The sequence below is a fragment of the Curtobacterium sp. MCJR17_043 genome (assembly GCF_003224315.2).
GTDB lineage: Bacteria > Actinomycetota > Actinomycetes > Actinomycetales > Microbacteriaceae > Curtobacterium.
The window spans coordinates 164,983-184,341 of record NZ_CP126259.1 but is presented as its reverse complement, the minus strand read 5'-3'; the positions used below and the strand labels follow the sequence as shown (position 1 = coordinate 184,341).

Genomic DNA, 19,359 nt, shown 5'->3' with positions numbered 1-19,359 from the left:
GCGGGAGGGCCACCGCCGGGACCGTCAGGCGTGCCGGGCGGAGCGGCGGCGCGACCCTTCCGCGCGGTCATGGCTGCGCAGACGTTCAGCGAGGGAGAGCCGGACGGTCGGCCACTCGGACTGGATGACCGAGAACACCACGGTGTCGCGGAGGCTGCCGTCGCGGCCGAGGGCGTGGTTCCGGAGCACCCCGTCCTGCTTCGCGCCGAGGCCCGCGATGGCGGCGCGGGACCGGGTGTTGTGCCAGTGCGTCCGGAACTCGACCGCGATGCACTGCCACACGTCGAAGGCGTGCGAGAGCATGAGCAGCTTCGCCTCGGTGTTGATGCCGGTGCGCTGGGCGGAGGCGCCGAGGAACGTCGCACCGATCTCGACCCGGCGGTTGTCCCGGTCGATGTCGAGGAACGAGGTGGCGCCGACGACCCGTCCGGTGGGGCGGTCCCGCACGGCGAACGGCACCATCCGACCGGCGGCCTGCTCGGCGAGTCGCCGGTCGATCTCCTCGTCGACCCCCGCCGGCGCGGGCACGCGGGTGTACCAGGCGCGCCAGAGGTCACCGTCCGCGACGGCCGCCCGCAGGTCGTCCGCGTGCTCGTGCGACAGGGGCTCGAGCGTGACGCGGTCGCCGGTGAGGGTGGGCGCGGGGTCGGTCTCCATGGCAGGGGATCGTACCGGGCACACCGGGCACGGCAGCTGCGCGGGACCGCTCGGAGCGTGCTCGGCCGAGGCCCCGCCGCGACTATCGTGTCGGCGTGCAGGAACGAGGACAGCAGCGGTACCAGGTGCGGTTCGGGTGGGGTGTCCCGGGAGCGGCGCGGGTCGCCGCCGACGCGCACCTGCTCGTGTGGGTGGACGTGCTCCCGGCGGCCGCCTTCCCCGACGACGTCCGCGCCGATGACGTCCGGCACGACGACGTCCGCCACCACGACGTCCACCGGGGTGTGCCGCTCGGGCAGCTGCCCGACGGGCCGGAGGTCGTGCTCGGTCACCTCGGCAACACCGCGGCGGTCGCCGGACGGGTGGCGCGCCTCCAGGCCGAGCGGGGCGACCGCTGCGTCGTCGCGGTGGTCGCGGCCGGCCACGTCGACGGACCCGTCGGCGGCGACGCGGCCGCCGAGGCGGGCGAGGCACCGGACGTCCGGACGGTCCCGGAGTTCGCCGTGGAGGACCTGCTCGGCGCCGGCGCGGTCGTCGACGCGCTCGTCGAGTCCGGCATCGACCACACGTCCCCGGAGGCCGCGGCGGCGTGCGCCGCCTGGACGGGCCTCCGCCGGGCGGCGAAGCACCTCGTCACGGCCTCCGAGGCGGCCGCCGTGCTCGGCGCCGAGCGGGTGCACGCGGCGCTCGCCGTGGGTCCCGACCTGGTCACGCTGCGACCGTCCACCGCACGGGCGTAGGGTCCCCGTCGGACGCCGTCGGACCGACGGCCGGAACGAGGAGGAAGTCATGCAGGCAGTGATCGGCGACACCGTCATCGCGGAGGCCCCGGAGGCGGACCTCATCCAGATCGAGGGCAACTGGTACTTCCCGCCGGCGAGCGTGAAGACCGAGCTGTTCAGCGAGAGCCCCACCCAGTACCACTGCCCGTGGAAGGGCGACACCCAGTACTGGACCGTGACGGTCGACGGGCAGGAGCACGTGGACAACGCCTGGTCCTACCCGGAGCCGATCCCGTCGTCGTTCGACCGCGTCGGCCAGGACTACAGCGGCTACGTGGCGTTCTGGAAGGACGTGCGGGTCTCCTAGGAGCCGCGCGGGCTCAGCCCGTGACGGTGAGCACGATGAGCGCCACGTTGAGGGCGACGATCACCGTGGCGATGAGCCAGGCCACGACCCGGGTGCCGACGGCGTTGACGTCGGCACCCATCACGCTCCGCCGGGACGTGTAGGCGACGAGCGGCACGATCGCGAACGCGATGCCGAAGCTCAGCACGACCTGGCTGATGACGAGCAGCTGGGTGGCGTCGGCGTCGAGCGCGAGCAGGACGATCGCGGGGACGAGCGTGACGAGCCGCCGCACCACGAGCGGCACCCGCACGCGCAGCAGCCCGTGCATGATCTCCGCGCCGGCCATGCAGCCGACCGACGTCGACGCCAGCCCCGACGCGAGCAGTCCGATCGCGAACAGCACCCCCCACGACCGGACCGACGTTCTCGGCGATGGCCCGCTGGGCCCCGGGGATCGAGTCGGTGCCGTCGACGCCCTGCAGCGTGGCGGCGGCGAGGACGAGCATGCTGATGTTCACGCCGCCGGCCACGACCAGGGCCAGGCCCACGTCCCAGCGGGTGGCGACGAGGATCCGGTGCCGTTCGGGGCCGGCCGGGACGTCCCCGTGCCGGTCGCGGGCCAGGGCGGAGTGCAGGTACACGGCGTGCGGCATGACGGTCGCGCCGAGCATCGAGGCGGCGAGCAGCACGGACCCGGAGTCGGCGAACCGGGGTGCGATGCCGGCGACGAGCTCGTCGGGGGACACCTGCGCGAACAGCAGCCCGGCGCAGAACCCGATCGTGAGGACCGCGAGCATCGCCGTGACGACCGCCTCGAAGGTCCGGGCGCCCCGGCGGTTCTGCAGCAGGAGGATCGCCATCGAGACGACGCCGGTGATCAGCCCGCCCGCGACGAGGGGCACGCCGAAGAGCAGGTGCAGGGCGAGTGCGCCGCCGATGACCTCGGCCACGTCGGTCGCCGCCGCGACCACCTCGGCCTGCGCCCAGAACAGCAGGCGCGGCGTGCGGCGCATCTTCAGGCCGAGCAGTTCCGGCAGCGACTTCCCGGTGACGATGCCGAGCTTCGCCGACAGGTACTGCACCACGACCGCGCTCGCGTTGGCGGCCACGAGCACCCAGAGCAGCAGGTACCCGTACCGGGCGCCGGCGGTGAGGTTCGCGGCGACGTTGCCCGGGTCGACGTAGGCGATGGCGGCGACGAAGGCCGGTCCGAGCAGTCCGAGCCCGGCGGCACGTCGACCGGGCGGGCGCTGGCTCACGACCGGGGCGGCGGTGTCCGTCATGCGGTCAGCATGCCAGAGAGTTCGGTGCACCGAATCCAGGGTTTCGGTGCCGCACCAGATCGGGCGGTCCGCGGCCCGCTGCCAATCCCGCTGCCGGACCCGCTGCTCGCAGCTCGGTGTCGGTCAGACGCCTGCGCGGCGGGCCCGGTGCGCACGCACCTTCGCCCGGTTCCCGCAGCGCTGCATGGAGCACCAGCGTCGGGTGCCGCCGCGCGAGGAGTCGTAGAACACCAGGCCGCAGTCCGGCGCGGAGCACCGGCTGAGGCGCGCGGACCGGCCCTCGGCCTCGAGGTCGTCGAAGCCGACCTCGGTGAGCAGGGCGACGGCGTCGCGGGCGACGCTCGAGAGCGCCTGCGCGAGCCGGACGCGGTTCGCCCCGGCACGGCGTCGACCACCCGGGAGGCTCGGGGGGCACGTCCGGCAGTGCGGCGAACAGGTTGACGGTGTCGATGTCGTCCGGCACGGGACGGGTGCGTCCGGTCCCGGCACGGAGGCCCGCGGCGACGGCGGTGCGCTCGCCCGCGGAGTCGGCGGCGGCGGGTGCTGCGGCGACGGCGAGGCGGGCGATCGCGGCCCGGAGCGCACGGGCGTCCTGCAGTTCGCGCGCGGTGGCGCCGACGTCGATCGGTTCGGTGTGCAGGCCGAGCCACTCGTCCAGGTCGGCCGGGGTCGCGAGCAGTTCACCGAGGTGTCCGCGCGGACGGCGCCGGTCGGGGTCGTCGGTGAACCCGCCGGTGTGCGCGAAGTCGAGGGCGATGCGTCCCGCGTCGAAGAACCACGAGGACCCGGCATCGGTCCGGATGTCCTGCCCTGTTCGCATCCGCCCAGGCTAACGGGTGTGCGGCGCGCCTCCGACACGATCCGCCCGGGCTGGGCTAGTCGTCTCCGTCGTCCCGGGCAGGCGTCGCGTCCATGCGATGACGTTCCGCTCGTCGAACCGGCGCGAGCACCGGGCGCAGGCCAGCGGGCGCGTGGGGGTCCGGTACCGGAAGTGCTCGTGTCCGGCCGGGCAGTGCCCCACCCACGGCGCCAGTTCGCTCGCGATCGGTCCGTCGTGCAGCCGCGACCCGGTGTACCCGAGGGCACGGGCCGTCCGGCGCCACGAGGGCCCGTGGCCGGCGCGTGGCCCGCTCAGGGCGTGCGCGATCTCGTGCAGGAGGACCTGCTCGACGTCGTCGGGAGCGAAGCGGACGGCGAGGTGCCGGCTCACGGTGATGCGGCGCCGGGCGAAGTCGCACTGGCCGGCTCGGGTCTTCGCGTTGTCGAACGCGAAGGTCCAGGAGCCGTCGGGCAGGTGGGCGCCCATCAGCTCGGCAGCCCGGGACCGGACGTGGTCGAGTGCGGTCACTGCTCCCCGAGCGGACCCTGGCCCTCGTCGGACCGGTCCTTCCGGGCGGACAGGCGGCCCCAGAGCGAGTCGCCCTCGGTCCGGGCGGCGTCGGGCGCACCGAGCACCCGGCGTCGGATCGGCGGGATCTGCTTCTCCGGTTCGGCCATGCGCGTCTGCGGTTCGCCCTCGGTGCGGACCGCGACCTCGCGGGCGGTCCGCGGTCGAGCGGCCTCCGGCTCAGGGGCGGGCTGCGCCATGGAGGCCCGGAGTGCGGCCTCGACGGCCGTGCGGAGCGCTTCGGTGCGCTCGGACGGTGCTCCGGCAGCGCGGAAGGCGTCGTACGCGCGGCTGAGGACGGCGCGCGCCTCCTCGAACCGGGAGAGCTCGTAGAGGGACCAGCCCTCGAGTTCGGCGGCGGCGCCCTCCAGCTCCGGCCACTCCTCGGTCGCGGCCGTGTCGCGCGCCATCGAGGCCTCGGTGGCGGCGCGCTCGTAGCGCCCGAGGTCGTGCAGGACGTGGGCGCGGCGGATGCGTGCGCCGACCTTGTCCTGGCGTTCCCCGGTGAACATCGTCAGCCGGAACACCTCCTCGGCCACGGTGAGCGACTCGTCCAGGCGGCCGAGCAGACGGAGCAGTTCGGCGCGCTCGGCGAGGGCGTCGGTGCTCCGGCTCTGGCCGAGGTCGCGCAGGCGGTCCTGCACGACCTGGACGTCGACGGCCGGGCGGAGGCTGATCGGCGCGAAGGTGCTGCCCGGGCTGACCCCGGCGGTCACCGGGGCGGCATGACGGGGCTCCCGGGCCTGGTCGGTCCGGTCGTGGTCTCGGCGTTCGTCGGGCGGGAGGGACATCACGGTCGAGGGTATCCGCGCGATCCCCTGAGGTCCCCGTGCCACGCGCACGGAACGCGCACGGCCCGCCCCGGATGCACCGGGACGGGCCGTGTCGGTCGGCGTCGAGCGGTCAGCGAGCCCCGGCGACGGCGGCGGCGATCGAGGCGCCGTAGGCGACGAAGAACACGATGCCGGCGAGGACGGCGAGGACGATCGCCAGGACGCCCCACACCCGGCCGCGTCCCGTGGCGGTGGCGATGATGCCCTGCACGAGGGCCCAGAGCCCGATGACGAAGCCGATGCCCGCCACGACCAAGGCGCTGCCGACGGCGCCCATCACGGCGGGATCCGACATGAGCTCCTGCGACATCTGCTGCTGGTCGACGGTGCCGGAGCCGCCGCTGCGCATGAGCTCCCGGAACGACTCGCTCGCCCCGATGCCGCTGCCGAACAACCAGCCGCCGACGGCACCGAGCACGAGGGCCACGATCCCCAGGCCGAACGCCACGACCCCCCAGGGTGCGCTTCCGCTTCACCGCGCCCTCGTGCGCCTGCCAGGCGGGAGCGGCGCCGTGCTGCTGGTCCCACTGCTGCGGCTGCCCGTACTGCGGCTGCCCGTGCTGCTGCTGCCCGTGCTGCTGGTGCCCGTACTGGTCGCCGTGCTGCTGCTGCCCGTACTGCTGGTCGCCGTGCCGCTGCTGGCCCCACTGCGGCGCGGACTGCTGGCCGTACTGCTGCGTTGGCTGGTCCTCGTACCGCGGTGCCGAACCGTGCTCGGGCGTGATGCGCTCGCCGTAGCGCGGCTGGTCCTGCTCGCCGTGGCCCTGCGGGGCTGGGGTGCGATCGTCGTTGGTCATCGGCGGCCTCCTCGTGGTGTGCGGTCGCGCGCTGGCGCGGCGTGCCCCCATCCTGGCAGCGTCCGCACCGCGAGGGACGCCGTCCGCAGCCGCTGCTCAGGCGCCGAAGACGGACCGGTTCGGCTCGGGCGACCCGATGGCCGTGGTGTCGGTGACGATGGGCGCTCCCGCGATGAAGGACCGCAGCTCGTCGCCGTGCACGACCTTGCTCGGCAGCGGGTCGGAGGAGTACCGCCGCGGCATCTCCGCGATCGGCAGGGCACCGGGGGACCCGAGCAGCACGATGTTGCCGAACCGCCGGCCCTTGAGCATCCCGGTGTCCGCGACCGCCGCGACGGACGGCAGCACCGACTGCAGCGTCGCTGCCTGCCCACGGGCGAAGGCCAGGCCGGCACCGTCGGCGACGTTCACCGCGACGATGCCGGTCGGGGACAGGAAGGAGGCGACCGAGCGGTAGAACTCCACGCTCGTCACGTGCGCAGGGGTGCGTGCGCCGCTGAAGACGTCGACGACGGCCAGGTCCACGGTGCCGCGGAGACCGGCCGGCAGCTTCTCGAGCACCTCGCGGGCGTCGCCGTACCGCACGCGGATCGAGGCGCCGCGGGGGGAACGGCAGGGCGTCCCGCACATGGTCGACCAGGTCCCGCTCGAGCTCGATGACCTGCTGCCGCGAACCCGGTCGCGTGACCGCGACGTACCGCGGCAGGGTCAGCGCACCGGCGCCGAGGTGCAGCGCGGTGACCGGCCCCGGCGGCAGGAGGTCGATCGCGTGCCCGATCCGCCGGATGTACTCGAACGCCAGGTGTGTCGGGTCCTCGAGGTCGACGTGTGACTGCGGCGTGCCGTCGACCACCAGGGTGAACGAGCCCGGCCGATGCTTGTCCGGCTCGACCACCGCGTACCCAGCACCGACCCGGAACCCGTCGAACGCATCAGCCATGGGTCGATGGAACACCATCGCGGCCCGCGACCTCGCGGAGGTGCTGCGCCGTCCGCTCGGTGAGGAACGCGCACAGCCTTCCGACCGCCAGGACCTCGGTGGCCAGGGTCATCACCTGCTCCGCGGAGACCTGCGCGTCGGTCTCGCGGGCCTCGAACGTCACGGTCCACTCCGGCGAGCCGCCGATCTCACGCTTCAGGTAGACCTCGGTCCCGGACGTGCCCAGCCGGGCCACGATGAGCGCGGTGTCGATGAGGGAACCGTCCCACGACACGTCGATCGCCCGTGGGTCGGCAGCGTCACCGGCGTCGTGGGCACGGAACTCCGCGATCCAGCTGGAGAGCTCCTCGCTCGAGAGACTGGGCATGCGACCAGGATACGAACCGCACGCGCGCCGGCCGACCGGTCGTCCGATGGACGCTGGCCGCCGCTGATCCATGCTTCTGCATGGACAGTCAGGAGACGCCGAGGTGCACGACGTACCGTGCCGGTGTCCTCGTGCGACGGACGACGCGACCCCACCTTCGGTCGTTCCCGTCGCCCCGGTCGGCCCGACGCCGTCGACGCCCGCCCCGGTCCACGCCGGAGCCCGTCCGCCGCCGTTCCCGACCGCTCCGGACGCAGCCCGACGACGAGCCCCGCCCTCGTCGCGGGCCTCCTCGCCGTGCCGCCGTCCGACCCACACCGCCGCACCACGTCCGGGCGTCCCGCGCCCGAAGGAGCCCGACCATGTCCACCGACACCCTCTCGATCCCAGTCCGTACCGGACGTTCCGCGCGAGCGTCCGCTCGCACGACGGAGCCGGGGCGGGCCTCCCGGCCGCTCGTCGAGGACCGCCAGAGCGCGCCCGTCTGGATGCGCGTCGTCGGCGGGGTCGTGCTGGCCGCCGGGCTCGCGCTGACGGCGGCGGTCCTCGCCTGGCCGGGGGGACGCGCCCGAGTCGGCGCTCGTCGTCCCCGGGCTCGTCGCCGTCGTGGTCGGCGCACTCGCCCTCGCCGCCCGCGCCGGGTTCACCGTCACCGAGGACGCCGTCGTGCTGCACTTCCGGCCGCTCCCGCCCCGCCGGATCGCCAGAGGGCGGATCACGAGGGTCCGGGTGACTGAGGCGGACGCCACCACCTACGGCGGGGTCGGTCTCCGGATCGGGCGCCGCCGCCGGGCACTCGTGCTGACGCCGGGGCCCGGGGTGGAGATCACCGACGACGCGGGACGGACGACCTTCGTGCGGAGCGACCGACCGTGCGACGCGGTCCGTGCACTCGGAGGGGGGCGGCCGGCGGTGACCGCGCGGGGGGAATGAGACCGGCCCGGCGGGGCTTATACACGCCGGACTCGATCTCGGTCAAGCCAGGACTGGACAGCGCACTCGTCCCCGACCTATGATGACAGTTCGCGCTCCCTGGCATCCGTGTCGTCATATTGCGGTCGACCGAGTTCCTCGAAGACGCCTCTCAGCAGGTGCTTCGCAGAACACGCCTGGTGATGCCGGTCCCGTATATGGCGGCGGGGCCCGCTCACCGATCATCCCACAGGCGGCTCCGGACCCGGAGCCTCACCGTACTCGTGTCGTGATCATCGGGTTGCGCCGAGCGATCAATCCACTCACCTACACACTGCTCGTCAGTGTCGGCCCGACGGGGCCTACCGGAGGTCAAACCCTTGGCTGCTGCGCCCAACGCATCCACCAACCCCAAGAACGGTCGCAACCACTCGCGACTCTCGTTCGCCAAGATCACGGACACCCTCACGGTTCCTGATCTGCTCGCCCTCCAGACGGAGAGCTTCGACTGGCTCGTCGGCAACGACGCATGGAAGGCCCGCCTCGCCGAAGGGCAGGAGCAGGGTCGCACCGACCTCGCGCTGCACTCCGGCCTCGAGGAGATCTTCGAGGAGATCTCCCCGATCGAGGACCTCGGCGAGACCATGCAGCTCTCGTTCACGTCGCCGGAGCTCGAGGACCCGAAGTACTCGATCGACGACTGCAAGGAGCGCGGCAAGACCTACGCCGCTCCGCTGTACGTCAACGCCGAGTTCATGAACCACATGACGGGTGAGATCAAGACGCAGACGGTCTTCATGGGCGACTTCCCGCTCATGACCGAGCGCGGCACGTTCATCATCAACGGCACCGAGCGTGTCGTCGTCTCGCAGCTCGTCCGCTCGCCGGGCGTGTACTTCGAGCGCGCCCAGGAGAAGACGTCCGACAAGGACATCTACTCCGCTCGCATCATCCCGTCGCGCGGTGCGTGGCTCGAGTTCGAGATCGACAAGCGCGACCAGGTGGGCGTGCGCATCGACCGCAAGCGCAAGCAGTCCGTGACCGTCTTCCTCAAGGCCCTCGGCCTGACGAGCGAAGAGATCATGGAGGAGTTCCAGGGCTTCGCGTCCATGGAGTCGACCCTCGAGAAGGACGCCGTCCTCACGAAGGAAGAGGCGCTCAAGGACATCTACCGGAAGCTCCGTCCGGGCGAGCAGGTCGCCGCCGAGGCCGCGCGTGCGCTCCTCGACAACTTCTACTTCAACCCGAAGCGCTACGACCTGGCCAAGGTCGGTCGGTACAAGCTCGACCGCAAGCTCGGCATCGACGCCCCGCTGTCCGACTCGGTGCTCACCGTCAAGGACATCGTCGCGACGATCAAGTACCTCGTGTCGCTGCACGCCGAGCGCACCACGATGGACGGCATCCGTGACGGCGAGCCGGTCCAGCTCCGCCTCGACGTGGACGACATCGACCACTTCGGCAACCGTCGCATCCGCGCCGTCGGCGAGCTCATCCAGAACCAGGTCCGCACGGGTCTGTCCCGCATGGAGCGCGTCGTCCGCGAGCGCATGACCACGCAGGACATCGAGGCCATCACGCCGCAGACGCTCATCAACGTGCGTCCCGTCGTCGCCGCGATCAAGGAGTTCTTCGGGACCAGCCAGCTGTCGCAGTTCATGGACCAGAACAACCCGCTCGCGGGCCTGACGCACAAGCGGCGTCTGTCGGCCCTCGGCCCGGGTGGTCTGTCCCGTGAGCGTGCCGGCGTCGAGGTCCGCGACGTCCACCCGTCGCACTACGGCCGCATGTGCCCGATCGAGACCCCGGAAGGCCCGAACATCGGCCTGATCGGTTCGCTCGCGTCGTTCGGTCGGATCAACTCCTTCGGCTTCATCGAGACCCCGTACCGCCGGGTCGTGAACGGTCAGGTCACCACGACCATCGACTACCTCACGGCCTCGGAAGAGGACGACTTCGTCGTCGCGCAGGCCAACGCCCCGCTGACGGACGACTTCCACTTCCAGGACGACAAGGTGCTCGTCCGCAAGAAGGGCGGGGAGGTCGAGCTCGTCGGCAAGGACGAGGTCGACTACATGGACGTCTCGCCGCGCCAGATGGTGTCGGTCGCGACCTCGCTCATCCCGTTCCTCGAGCACGACGACGCGAACCGCGCCCTCATGGGTGCGAACATGCAGCGCCAGGCCGTGCCGCTCCTCCGCTCCGAGTCGCCGCTCGTCGGCACCGGCATGGAGGGCTACACCGCCATCGACGCCGGTGACGTCGTCACCGCCGACAAGGCGGGCGTCGTCTCCGAGGTCTCGGCCGACGCCGTGACCCTGCAGCTCGACGAGGGCGGCACGCAGACCTACTACCTGCGCAAGTTCGACCGCTCGAACCAGGGCACCAGCTACAACCACCGCGTGATCGTCAGCGCCGGTGAGCGTGTGGAGCAGGGCGAGGTCATCGCCGACGGCCCCGCGACGGAGAACGGCGAGCTCGCGCTCGGCAAGAACCTCCTCGTCGCGTTCATGCCGTGGGAGGGCTACAACTACGAGGACGCGATGATCCTGTCGCAGAACCTCGTGAAGGACGACACGCTCTCCTCGATCCACATCGAGGAGTACGAGGTCGACGCCCGCGACACGAAGCTCGGGAAAGAGGAGATCACCCGCGACCTCCCGAACGTCAGCCCGGACCTCCTGGCCGACCTCGACGAGCGCGGCATCATCCGGATCGGTGCCGAGGTCCGCCCCGGCGACATCCTGGTCGGCAAGGTCACGCCGAAGGGCGAGACCGAGCTGAGTGCCGAGGAGCGCCTGCTCCGTGCCATCTTCAACGAGAAGTCGCGCGAAGTCCGCGACACCTCGCTCAAGGTGCCCCACGGTGAAGAGGGCACGATCATCGGCGTCAAGGTGTTCGACTCGCAGGACGGCGACGACGAGCTCGGCTCGGGCGTCAACCAGCGCGTGGTCGTCTACATCGCCCAGAAGCGCAAGATCACCGCGGGTGACAAGCTCGCCGGCCGCCACGGCAACAAGGGCGTCATCTCGACGATCCTTCCCGTGGAGGACATGCCCTTCCTCGCGGACGGCACCCCGGTCGACATCGTCCTCAACCCGCTCGGCGTCCCCGGCCGCATGAACTTCGGCCAGGTCCTCGAGATCCACCTCGGGTGGCTCGCGAAGCAGGGCTGGAACGTCGAGGGCATCCAGGAGTGGGCCTCCGCCCTGCCCGAGGCCGCGCACAGCGCAGCCCCCGGCACGAAGGTCGCCACCCCGGTGTTCGACGGTGCGTACGAGCGCGAGATCGAGGGCCTCCTCGACTCCACGCTCCCGAACCGTGACGGCGAGCGCCTGATCGGTTCCTCGGGCAAGGCGCAGCTCTTCGACGGTCGCTCCGGCGAGCCGTTCCCGGAGCCCGTCTCGGTCGGCTACATGTACATCCTGAAGCTGCACCACCTGGTCGACGACAAGATCCACGCCCGTTCGACCGGCCCGTACTCGATGATCACGCAGCAGCCGCTGGGTGGGAAGGCGCAGTTCGGTGGACAGCGCTTCGGTGAGATGGAGGTGTGGGCGCTCGAGGCATACGGTGCCGCGTACGCCCTCCAGGAGCTCCTGACGATCAAGTCCGACGACATCCTCGGCCGCGTGAAGGTCTACGAGGCGATCGTCAAGGGCGAGAACATCCAGGAGCCCGGCATCCCGGAGTCGTTCAAGGTCCTCATGAAGGAGATGCAGTCGCTCTGCCTGAACGTCGAGGTCCTCTCGGCGGACGGCCAGGCGGTCAGCCTCCGCGACACGGACGACGAGGTCTTCCGTGCCGCTGAAGAGCTCGGCATCAACATCTCCTCGCGGTTCGAGTCGTCGTCCGTCGACGACATCTGATCCCTCCCGTACCGAACACGTTTCGAACTCAGCAAGAGAGAAGAACATTGCTCGAAGCAACTTCCTTTGATGCCATTCGGATCGGTCTCGCGACCGCCGAGGACATCCGCCAGTGGTCGTACGGCGAGGTCAAGAAGCCGGAGACCATCAACTACCGCACCCTGAAGCCCGAGAAGGACGGTCTGTTCGGCGAGCAGATCTTCGGTCCCTCCCGCGACTGGGAGTGCGCCTGTGGCAAGTACAAGCGTGTCCGCTTCAAGGGCATCGTCTGCGAGCGCTGCGGCGTCGAGGTCACCAAGTCCTCGGTCCGCCGTGAGCGCATGGGCCACATCGAGCTCGCCGCGCCCGTCACGCACATCTGGTACTTCAAGGGCGTCCCGTCGCGCCTGGGCTACCTGCTGGACATGGCGCCGAAGGACCTCGAGAAGGTCATCTACTTCGCCGCGTACATGATCATCAGCATCGACGAGGAGGGCCGTCACGCCGACATGCCCGGCCTCGAGAACGAGATGCGCCTCGAGATCAAGAACCTCGAGAACCAGCGCGACTCGATCATCGCCGACCGCCTCAAGAAGCTCGAGGACGACCTCGCAGCCCTTGAAGAGGAGGGCGCCAAGGCCGACGTGAAGCGCCGGACCAAGGACACCGCCGAGAAGGAGATGTCCCAGGTCCGCAAGTCCTTCGACGAGGACATCACCCGCCTCGAGCGCGTGTGGGAGGACTTCCGCAACCTCAAGGTGGGCGACCTCAAGCCCGAGGACGCCGTCTTCCACGAGCTCCAGGACCGCTTCGGGATCTACTTCGACGCCTACATGGGCGCCGAGGCGATCAAGCTGCGGCTCGAGGCCTTCGACCTGGCCGCCGAGGCCGAGGCGCTGCGTCTGCAGATCGCCGAGGGCAAGGGCCAGAAGAAGATCCGCGCGATCAAGCGCCTGCGCGTCGTCAGCTCCTTCCTCGCCACCGGCAACTCGCCGGCCGCGATGGTGCTCGACGTCGTGCCGGTCATCCCGCCGGAGCTCCGCCCGATGGTGCAGCTCGACGGTGGCCGCTTCGCCACGTCGGACCTCAACGACCTCTACCGTCGTGTGATCAACCGCAACAACCGTCTCCGCCGCCTGCTCGACCTCGGTGCCCCCCGAGATCATCGTGAACAACGAGAAGCGCATGCTGCAGGAAGCGGTCGACGCGCTGTTCGACAACGGTCGCCGTGGACGTCCGGTCACGGGTACCGGCAACCGCGCCCTGAAGTCCCTGAGCGACATGCTCAAGGGCAAGCAGGGTCGTTTCCGCCAGAACCTGCTCGGCAAGCGCGTCGACTACTCGGGCCGTTCGGTCATCATCGTCGGCCCGCAGCTCAAGCTCCACCAGTGCGGTCTGCCCAAGCAGATGGCGCTCGAGCTGTTCAAGCCGTTCGTCATCAAGCGCCTGATCGACCTGTCGCACGCGCAGAACATCAAGTCGGCCAAGCGCATGGTCGAGCGTTCGCGCGCCCAGGTGTGGGACGTGCTCGAGGAGATCATCCGCGAGCGCCCCGTGCTGCTGAACCGTGCGCCCACGCTGCACCGTCTCGGCATCCAGGCGTTCGAGCCGCAGCTCGTCGAGGGCAAGGCCATCCAGCTCCACCCGCTGGTCTGTGCTGCGTTCAACGCGGACTTCGACGGTGACCAGATGGCCGTGCACCTGCCGCTGTCGGTCGAGGCCCAGGCCGAGGCCCGCATCCTGATGCTCGCCTCGAACAACATCCTCAAGCCGTCCGACGGCCGTCCGGTGACCCTGCCCGCGCAGGACATGATCATCGGTCTGCACCACCTGACGACCGTCCGTGAGGGCGCCGTGGGTGAGGGCCGGGCGTTCTCCTCCGTCGCCGAGGCGATCCTCGCGAAGGACCAGAACACGCTGCACCTCAACGCGATGGTGAAGATCCGCATGACGGGTGTCCACTTCGCCGAGGGTGAGGCGCCGGAGGGCTACGAGGTCGGTCAGCCGATCCTCCTCGAGACCACCCTGGGCCGTGCGCTCTTCAACGAGACCCTGCCGGCGGACTACCCGTTCGTCCAGCGGGTCACCGACAAGGGCACGCTCTCCGCGATCGTCAACGACCTCGCCGAGCGCTACTCCAAGACCGAGACGGCCGCTGCGCTCGACCGGATCAAGGACGCCGGCTTCTACTGGGGCACCCGCTCCGGTGTGACCGTCGCCCTGTCGGACGTCGTGACGCCTCCTCGCAAGAAGGAGATCATCGCGGGCTACGAGGTCCAGGCCGCCAAGGTGCAGGGCGAGTTCGACAAGGGTCTGATCACCGACTCCGAGCGTCGCGCCGACCTGATCAAGATCTGGACCGAGGCCACGAACGAGATCGCGCAGGAGATGCGCGACAACTTCCCGGTCGACAACACCATCAACCGCATGGTGTCGTCCGGTGCTCGTGGTAACTGGCTGCAGGTGCGCAACATCGCCGGTATGCGTGGTCTGGTGAACAACCCGAAGGGCGAGATCATCGCCCGCCCGATCATCAACTCGTACCGCGAGGGCCTGACCGTGGCGGAGTACTTCATCGCCACGCACGGTGCTCGCAAGGGTCTGGCGGACACGGCACTCCGTACCGCTGACTCGGGCTACCTGACCCGTCGTCTCGTGGACGTGTCGCAGGACGTCATCATCCGTGAGGACGACTGCGGGACGACCCGTGGCCTCGAGCTGCCGATCGCGACGGTCGGTGCTGACGGCGGGCTCGTCCGCGACCCGCGCGTCGAGAACACCGTCTACTCGCGCACCCTCGCGACCGAGGCCGTCGACGCCTCGGGCACCGTGGTGGCCGAGGCCGGCGAGGACGTCGGTGACGTCCTCCTCGACAAGCTGCTCGCTGCCGGTGTCGAGAGCATCAAGGTGCGCTCGGTCCTGACCTGCGAGTCGGCCGTCGGTGTCTGCGCGCAGTGCTACGGCCGCTCGCTCGCCACGGGCAACCTGGTCGACATCGGTGAGGCGGTCGGCATCATCGCCGCCCAGTCCATCGGTGAGCCCGGTACCCAGCTGACGATGCGTACCTTCCACACGGGTGGTTCGGCCTCGGCCGACGACATCACGCAGGGTCTGCCCCGCGTGACCGAGCTCTTCGAGGCCCGCACCCCGAAGGGCGCGTCCCCGATCGCCGAGGCCCCCCGGCCGCGCCACGATCGAGGACACGGACAAGGGTCGTCGGATCATCCTCACGCCGGACAACGGCGACGAGCCGTTCATCTACCCGGTGCTCAAGCGTGCGACCCTCCTCATCGAGGACGGGCAGCACGTCGAGCTCGGCGAGCAGTTCATCGCCGGCACCGTCGACCCGAAGGAAGTCCTCCGGGTCAAGGGTGTCCGTGAGGTCCAGAAGCACCTGGTCAACGGTGTGCAGGACGTGTACGGCTCGCAGGGTGTGCCGATCCACGACAAGCACATCGAGGTCATCGTCCGCCAGATGCTCCGCAAGGTCACCGTCGTCGACCACGCCGACACCGACCTGCTGCCGGGTGAGCTCGTCGACCGGTCGCGCTACAACGCGATCAACCGGGCGGCGCTGCAGGAGGGTCGCAAGACCGCCTCGGCTCGCCAGGAGGTCATGGGCATCACGAAGGCGTCCCTCGCGACCGAGTCGTGGCTGTCCGCCGCGTCCTTCCAGGAGACCACCCGCGTCCTGACGCAGGCGGCCATGGAGGGCAAGCAGGACCAGCTCGTCGGCCTCAAGGAGAACGTCATCATCGGGAAGCTCATCCCCGCCGGGACGGGCCTCAGCCGGTACCGCGACGTGGACGTGAACGCGACGGAGGAAGCGAAGGCGGAGCGGTACCCGAACCGCATCTTCGCGGACGACTCGTCGTTCTCGGACGCCGACCTGAGCTTCGTCGACTTCGACAGCTTCTCGTCGGACGACTTCACGCCGGGCACGTACAACTGAACCGAGTGACCCCCAGGAAGGGCCCCGCATCCGTCAGGATGCGGGGCCCTTCCCCGTTGTGGGCGGAGCCCGTTGTGGGCGGAGCCCGTTGTGGGCGGAGCCCGTTGTGGGCGGAGCCGGACGGGAGGCCCGGGGCGGCCCCGTCACGGGCCTCCCGGCCTGCCGTCTGGATTCCTAGACGGGGCGGTCGGCGCCGCTGTCGCGGCCGCCGGATCCGCGCCCGCGCTCGTCGGCGAGCGAGTACAGGTTGAGGACGTTGCCGTCCGGGTCGCGGACGTCGAACCAGTCGACCGCACCGTCGACACACTCGACCGGACCCACGTCGATGCCGAGCGCGGCGATCCGGGCGTGCTGGGCGGCCACGTCGTCGACGCCGAAGCGGACGGTCGCCGGGTTCTCGTCGGCATCGGGGTCCTCGAGGAGCTGGATCCAGATCCCGCCGACCTCGTACTCGGCGACGCCCTCGGTCGGTTCGAGGTCCGGCTCGAGTCGTTCGAACACCGCGCCGTACCAGAGGCAGGACGCCTCGAGGTCGGTGACGGGCAGCCCCACGGTCACGCTCGTGATGTCCATGCCTCATCATGGTCCCTGCTCACCGGGCGCGTCGAGGGGTCGCGACTTCCCCGCCACAGCCGGTCCTGCGCGCCGGCCGTGCACAGGAGGATCCGTTCGGGAACGCGACGCGATCGGTGGGGCTGATGCTGTCGGTCATGCGCGTTCGCCGTCACCTCGATACCCGTCGGTACCCCTGTTCTGGGTCCAGCAACAACTCCTCCGCCCCCTCCTTCTGGGACTGCTCCGGGAGCGTGCCCGGACGTAGCGTGGACGAGCGTCGTACCCCTGGCGGCGCGCATCGAACCACGCCGCTTCGGCGCGCCCGGCAGCAAGGAGGTACAGGGCTCATGGCAACCCTGTCCGAGATCCTCATCCTCAACGGTGCGCTCCCGATCGAGTACCTCGACGCCATGACCGGCCACGAGGACGTCGACGAGCAGGCGATCCGCTCGCTGGTCGAACAGGGCGTGGTGAGCGAGGCGCAGTACATCACCGCGCGCGCCGCCTCGCACAACTCGAAGACCGTCCCGCTCACCGACTACCCGGTCGACGGCACCGCGGTCTCGGTGCTGCCCGCACCGCTCTGCCGCCGGCACTCGGTCCTCGGGATCGGGTTCGAGGGGGGAGACCCTCGTGCTCGCCATGGTGAACCCGGCGAACGTCCTGGCGATCGACGACGCCCGCGCGGCCTCCGGTCGCCCGATCAAGCCCCTGCAGGTCGACGAGCGCGACCTGCTCGCCGCGTTCGACCGGTACCTCCGTGCCGACGACGAGCTCAACGACCTCACCTCCTCGCTCGAGGAAGAGGCCTCGCGCTCGAACGAGCAGCAGGCGGACATCGGCGACGGCTCCCTGGACGACGTGCCGATCGTGCGCTTCGTGAACCTGCTCGTGTCCCAGGCGATCCAGGACCACGCGTCCGACATCCACATCGAGCCCGGCGAGCACGAGGTCCGGGTCCGCTACCGCATCGACGGCGTGCTGCACGAGATGACCCCGGCGCCGAAGAACATCCAGAACGGCGTCATCAGCCGGCTCAAGATCATGAGCGACATCGACATCGCCGAGCGTCGGAAGCCGCAGGACGGCCGTATGTCCGTGCGGCACGGTGGTCGGCAGATCGACCTGCGCGTGGCGACCCTGCCGACCGTGTGGGGCGAGAAGGTCGTCATGCGGATCCTCGACAACACGAACACGTCGTTGACCCTCAAGGACCTCAACCTGCTCGACCGCAACGCGGCGGCGTACCAGAAGTCCTACTCGAAGCCGTACGGCATGATCCTGGTCACCGGCCCGACCGGTTCCGGCAAGTCCACGACGCTGTACACGACGCTGAACGCCGTCGCGAAGCCGGAGATCAACGTCATCACGGTCGAGGACCCGGTCGAGTACCGGATGGCCGGCGTCAACCAGGTGCAGGTCAACCCGAAGGCCGGCCTGACGTTCGCGTCCGCCCTCCGCAGCATCCTCCGGTCCGACCCGGACGTCGTGCTCCTCGGTGAGATCCGCGACCACGAGACCGCGCAGATCGCGATCGAGGCGTCCCTCACCGGCCACCTCGTGCTCTCCACCCTGCACACGAACGACGCCCCCCTCGGCCGTCACCCGCCTCACCGAGATGGACATCGAACCGTTCCTGGTCGGGTCCGCCCTCGACTGCGTCGTCGCCCAACGCCTCGCACGCAAGCTCTGCGACCGCTGCAAGGTGCCCGCCGTGTACGAGGCCGAGCAGCTGCACGCCCTCGGGTTCCTCGACGCGCCCGACGCCGCCGTCCCGGACTTCTTCGCTCCCCTCGGCTGCGCCGTGTGCTCGAACACCGGGTACCGCGGGCGCATCGCACTGCACGAGGTGATGACCGTCACGGAGGAGATCGAGCGGCTCGCCGTCGCCCGTGCCTCGAGCGCGGAGATCGGCCGTGTCGCCCAGCAGCAGGGCATGCTCACCCTCCGGATGGACGGGTGGGAGAAGGTCAAGCTCGGACTCACGAGCGTCGACGAGATCCTGCGCGTGGTCGCGTAGCCCCTGGAGGACGAGCAGATGACCGAGTCCGTCTACGACGTGACGCCCGCCAGCGACGAGCCGGTGGCCGGCTGGCACCCCGGGACGCCCGGCATGCCCGGTGTCGAGGTCGGCGGTCGCCGTGCCGCACGCCTCGCGCAGGCCGCGCAGGCGGCACCGACCTCGTACCCGCCCGCCGCGGCAGCCGGGCCGTCGGCGGCCGTCTACGACCTCGGCGACGACCTGACCGCGTGGTCCGCGCCGGTCGGGCAGCCCGTCGCCGTCCCCGTCGCGCAGCCGCAGGCCGTGCCGGCGACCCCGCCGGCCGCGGTCCCGCCGTCGACCGCCACCTACGGGTACGACCCGTACCAGGTGACCGAGCGCTTGCCGGTGGCGCCCGCGGCCGCGACCACGAGCCTCCCGAGCGTCGCGCCGCACGCGCCGACCCAGGTGGTCACGCCGACCGGCAGCCCCGAGATCAACTTCACCCGCCACGCGCGCGAGGTGGCCGACTCCGACCTCATCACCGCCCTCGCGCAGGTCGTCTACCAGGGCGCATCGGACCTGCACGTGACCGCGGACGCCCCGCCGACCGTGCGGGTCGACGGGTCGCTCCGACCCGCCGTGCCGGGAGGCCCGTGGGCCCGCAACAAGGTCATCGCCGCCCTCAAGACGCTCCTGTCGGGCGACCAGGCCGCGCAGTTCGACCAGGAGCAGGAACTCGACTTCGCGTACTCGCTGTCGCCGGAGTACCGCTT

The 19,359-nt window shown here is 70.7% G+C and carries 12 protein-coding genes and 4 pseudogenes; 7 read left to right on the top strand and 9 right to left on the bottom strand.

Going from position 1 to position 19,359, the window contains the following annotated elements:
• Positions 1 to 24 precede the first annotated feature (24 nt).
• The gene (locus DEJ15_RS00910) at positions 25 to 657 is read right to left on the bottom strand and encodes a GNAT family N-acetyltransferase (protein ID WP_110824279.1); all 633 of its coding nucleotides are present in this window, start codon (positions 655 to 657) and stop codon (positions 25 to 27) included.
• A gap of 95 nt (positions 658 to 752) precedes the next feature.
• On the opposite strand from DEJ15_RS00910, the gene DEJ15_RS00905 reads away from it, so the two are divergent.
• The gene (locus tag DEJ15_RS00905; protein WP_110824278.1) at positions 753 to 1,397 is read left to right on the top strand and encodes a hypothetical protein; all 645 of its coding nucleotides are present in this window, start codon (positions 753 to 755) and stop codon (positions 1,395 to 1,397) included.
• Between the two features lie 49 nt (positions 1,398 to 1,446).
• The gene (locus DEJ15_RS00900) at positions 1,447 to 1,746 is read left to right on the top strand and encodes a DUF427 domain-containing protein (protein ID WP_110824277.1); all 300 of its coding nucleotides are present in this window, start codon (positions 1,447 to 1,449) and stop codon (positions 1,744 to 1,746) included.
• Positions 1,747 to 1,759: 13 nt separating this feature from the next.
• Here the strand turns inward: DEJ15_RS00900 and DEJ15_RS00895 are convergent.
• From DEJ15_RS00895 to DEJ15_RS00860, 7 genes and pseudogenes are all read right to left on the bottom strand, one after another.
• A pseudogene (locus DEJ15_RS00895) lies at positions 1,760 to 3,011 on the bottom strand (Nramp family divalent metal transporter).
• Positions 3,012 to 3,134: 123 nt separating this feature from the next.
• Positions 3,135 to 3,803, bottom strand: coding sequence for a CGNR zinc finger domain-containing protein (locus tag DEJ15_RS17255; RefSeq protein ID WP_349814769.1), 669 nt, complete (start codon positions 3,801 to 3,803; stop codon positions 3,135 to 3,137).
• 37 nt (positions 3,804 to 3,840) lie between these two features.
• A complete protein-coding gene (locus tag DEJ15_RS00880) occupies positions 3,841 to 4,359 on the bottom strand; it encodes a SprT-like domain-containing protein (RefSeq protein WP_258365828.1) in 519 nt (172 codons plus the stop codon).
• A complete protein-coding gene (locus DEJ15_RS00875) occupies positions 4,356 to 5,189 on the bottom strand; it encodes a hypothetical protein (protein ID WP_110824274.1) in 834 nt (277 codons plus the stop codon). The genes DEJ15_RS00880 and DEJ15_RS00875 overlap by 4 nt, the downstream gene beginning before the upstream one ends.
• Positions 5,190 to 5,301: 112 nt before the next feature.
• Positions 5,302 to 5,679, bottom strand: a complete 378-nt coding sequence (locus tag DEJ15_RS00870; protein ID WP_284175405.1) for a hypothetical protein — start codon at positions 5,677 to 5,679, stop codon at positions 5,302 to 5,304.
• A 445-nt stretch (positions 5,680 to 6,124) separates the two neighbouring features.
• Positions 6,125 to 6,968: pseudogene (locus tag DEJ15_RS00865) on the bottom strand (spermidine synthase).
• Complete coding sequence (locus tag DEJ15_RS00860) at positions 6,961 to 7,335, bottom strand: hypothetical protein (protein WP_110824271.1); 375 nt, start codon at positions 7,333 to 7,335, stop codon at positions 6,961 to 6,963. Before DEJ15_RS00860 ends, DEJ15_RS00865 begins: the two are co-directional and overlap by 8 nt.
• A gap of 606 nt (positions 7,336 to 7,941) precedes the next feature.
• On the opposite strand from DEJ15_RS00860, the gene DEJ15_RS00855 reads away from it, so the two are divergent.
• The 3 genes and pseudogenes from DEJ15_RS00855 (at position 7,942) to DEJ15_RS00845 (ending at position 16,047) form a co-directional block, all read left to right on the top strand.
• Entirely contained in the window at positions 7,942 to 8,268 is a 327-nt protein-coding gene (locus DEJ15_RS00855; protein WP_284175402.1) for a hypothetical protein, read from the top strand.
• A 359-nt stretch (positions 8,269 to 8,627) separates the two neighbouring features.
• Entirely contained in the window at positions 8,628 to 12,116 is a 3,489-nt protein-coding gene (gene rpoB / locus DEJ15_RS00850) for a DNA-directed RNA polymerase subunit beta (protein ID WP_110824269.1), read from the top strand.
• 47 nt (positions 12,117 to 12,163) lie between these two features.
• Positions 12,164 to 16,047, top strand: a pseudogene (locus DEJ15_RS00845) (DNA-directed RNA polymerase subunit beta').
• A 174-nt stretch (positions 16,048 to 16,221) separates the two neighbouring features.
• Here the strand turns inward: DEJ15_RS00845 and DEJ15_RS00840 are convergent.
• The gene (locus DEJ15_RS00840; RefSeq protein ID WP_110824267.1) at positions 16,222 to 16,620 is read right to left on the bottom strand and encodes a VOC family protein; all 399 of its coding nucleotides are present in this window, start codon (positions 16,618 to 16,620) and stop codon (positions 16,222 to 16,224) included.
• Between the two features lie 624 nt (positions 16,621 to 17,244).
• On the opposite strand from DEJ15_RS00840, the pseudogene DEJ15_RS19230 reads away from it, so the two are divergent.
• Positions 17,245 to 18,132: pseudogene (locus DEJ15_RS19230) on the top strand (GspE/PulE family protein); the annotation flags it as partial.
• An 88-nt stretch (positions 18,133 to 18,220) separates the two neighbouring features.
• Positions 18,221 to 18,622: a GspE/PulE family protein gene (locus tag DEJ15_RS19225; protein WP_502866181.1), complete on the top strand. Its 402-nt coding sequence runs from the start codon at positions 18,221 to 18,223 to the stop codon at positions 18,620 to 18,622.
• The last annotated feature ends 737 nt before the right edge of the window (positions 18,623 to 19,359 follow it).

What these genes read in the sequence shown, in the direction of transcription:
- DEJ15_RS00910 (WP_110824279.1), bottom strand. Translation starts at nt 657, where the DNA reads ATGGAGACCGACCCCGCGCCCACCCTCACCGGCGACCGCGTCACGCTC.
- DEJ15_RS00900 (WP_110824277.1), top strand. Translation starts at nt 1,447, where the DNA reads ATGCAGGCAGTGATCGGCGACACCGTCATCGCGGAGGCCCCGGAGGCG.
- DEJ15_RS17255 (WP_349814769.1), bottom strand. Translation starts at nt 3,803, where the DNA reads ATGCCGGGTCCTCGTGGTTCTTCGACGCGGGACGCATCGCCCTCGACT.
- DEJ15_RS00875 (WP_110824274.1), bottom strand. Translation starts at nt 5,189, where the DNA reads ATGTCCCTCCCGCCCGACGAACGCCGAGACCACGACCGGACCGACCAG.
- DEJ15_RS00860 (WP_110824271.1), bottom strand. Translation starts at nt 7,335, where the DNA reads ATGCCCAGTCTCTCGAGCGAGGAGCTCTCCAGCTGGATCGCGGAGTTC.
- DEJ15_RS00840 (WP_110824267.1), bottom strand. Translation starts at nt 16,620, where the DNA reads ATGGACATCACGAGCGTGACCGTGGGGCTGCCCGTCACCGACCTCGAG.
- DEJ15_RS19225 (WP_502866181.1), top strand. Translation starts at nt 18,221, where the DNA reads ATGGACATCGAACCGTTCCTGGTCGGGTCCGCCCTCGACTGCGTCGTC.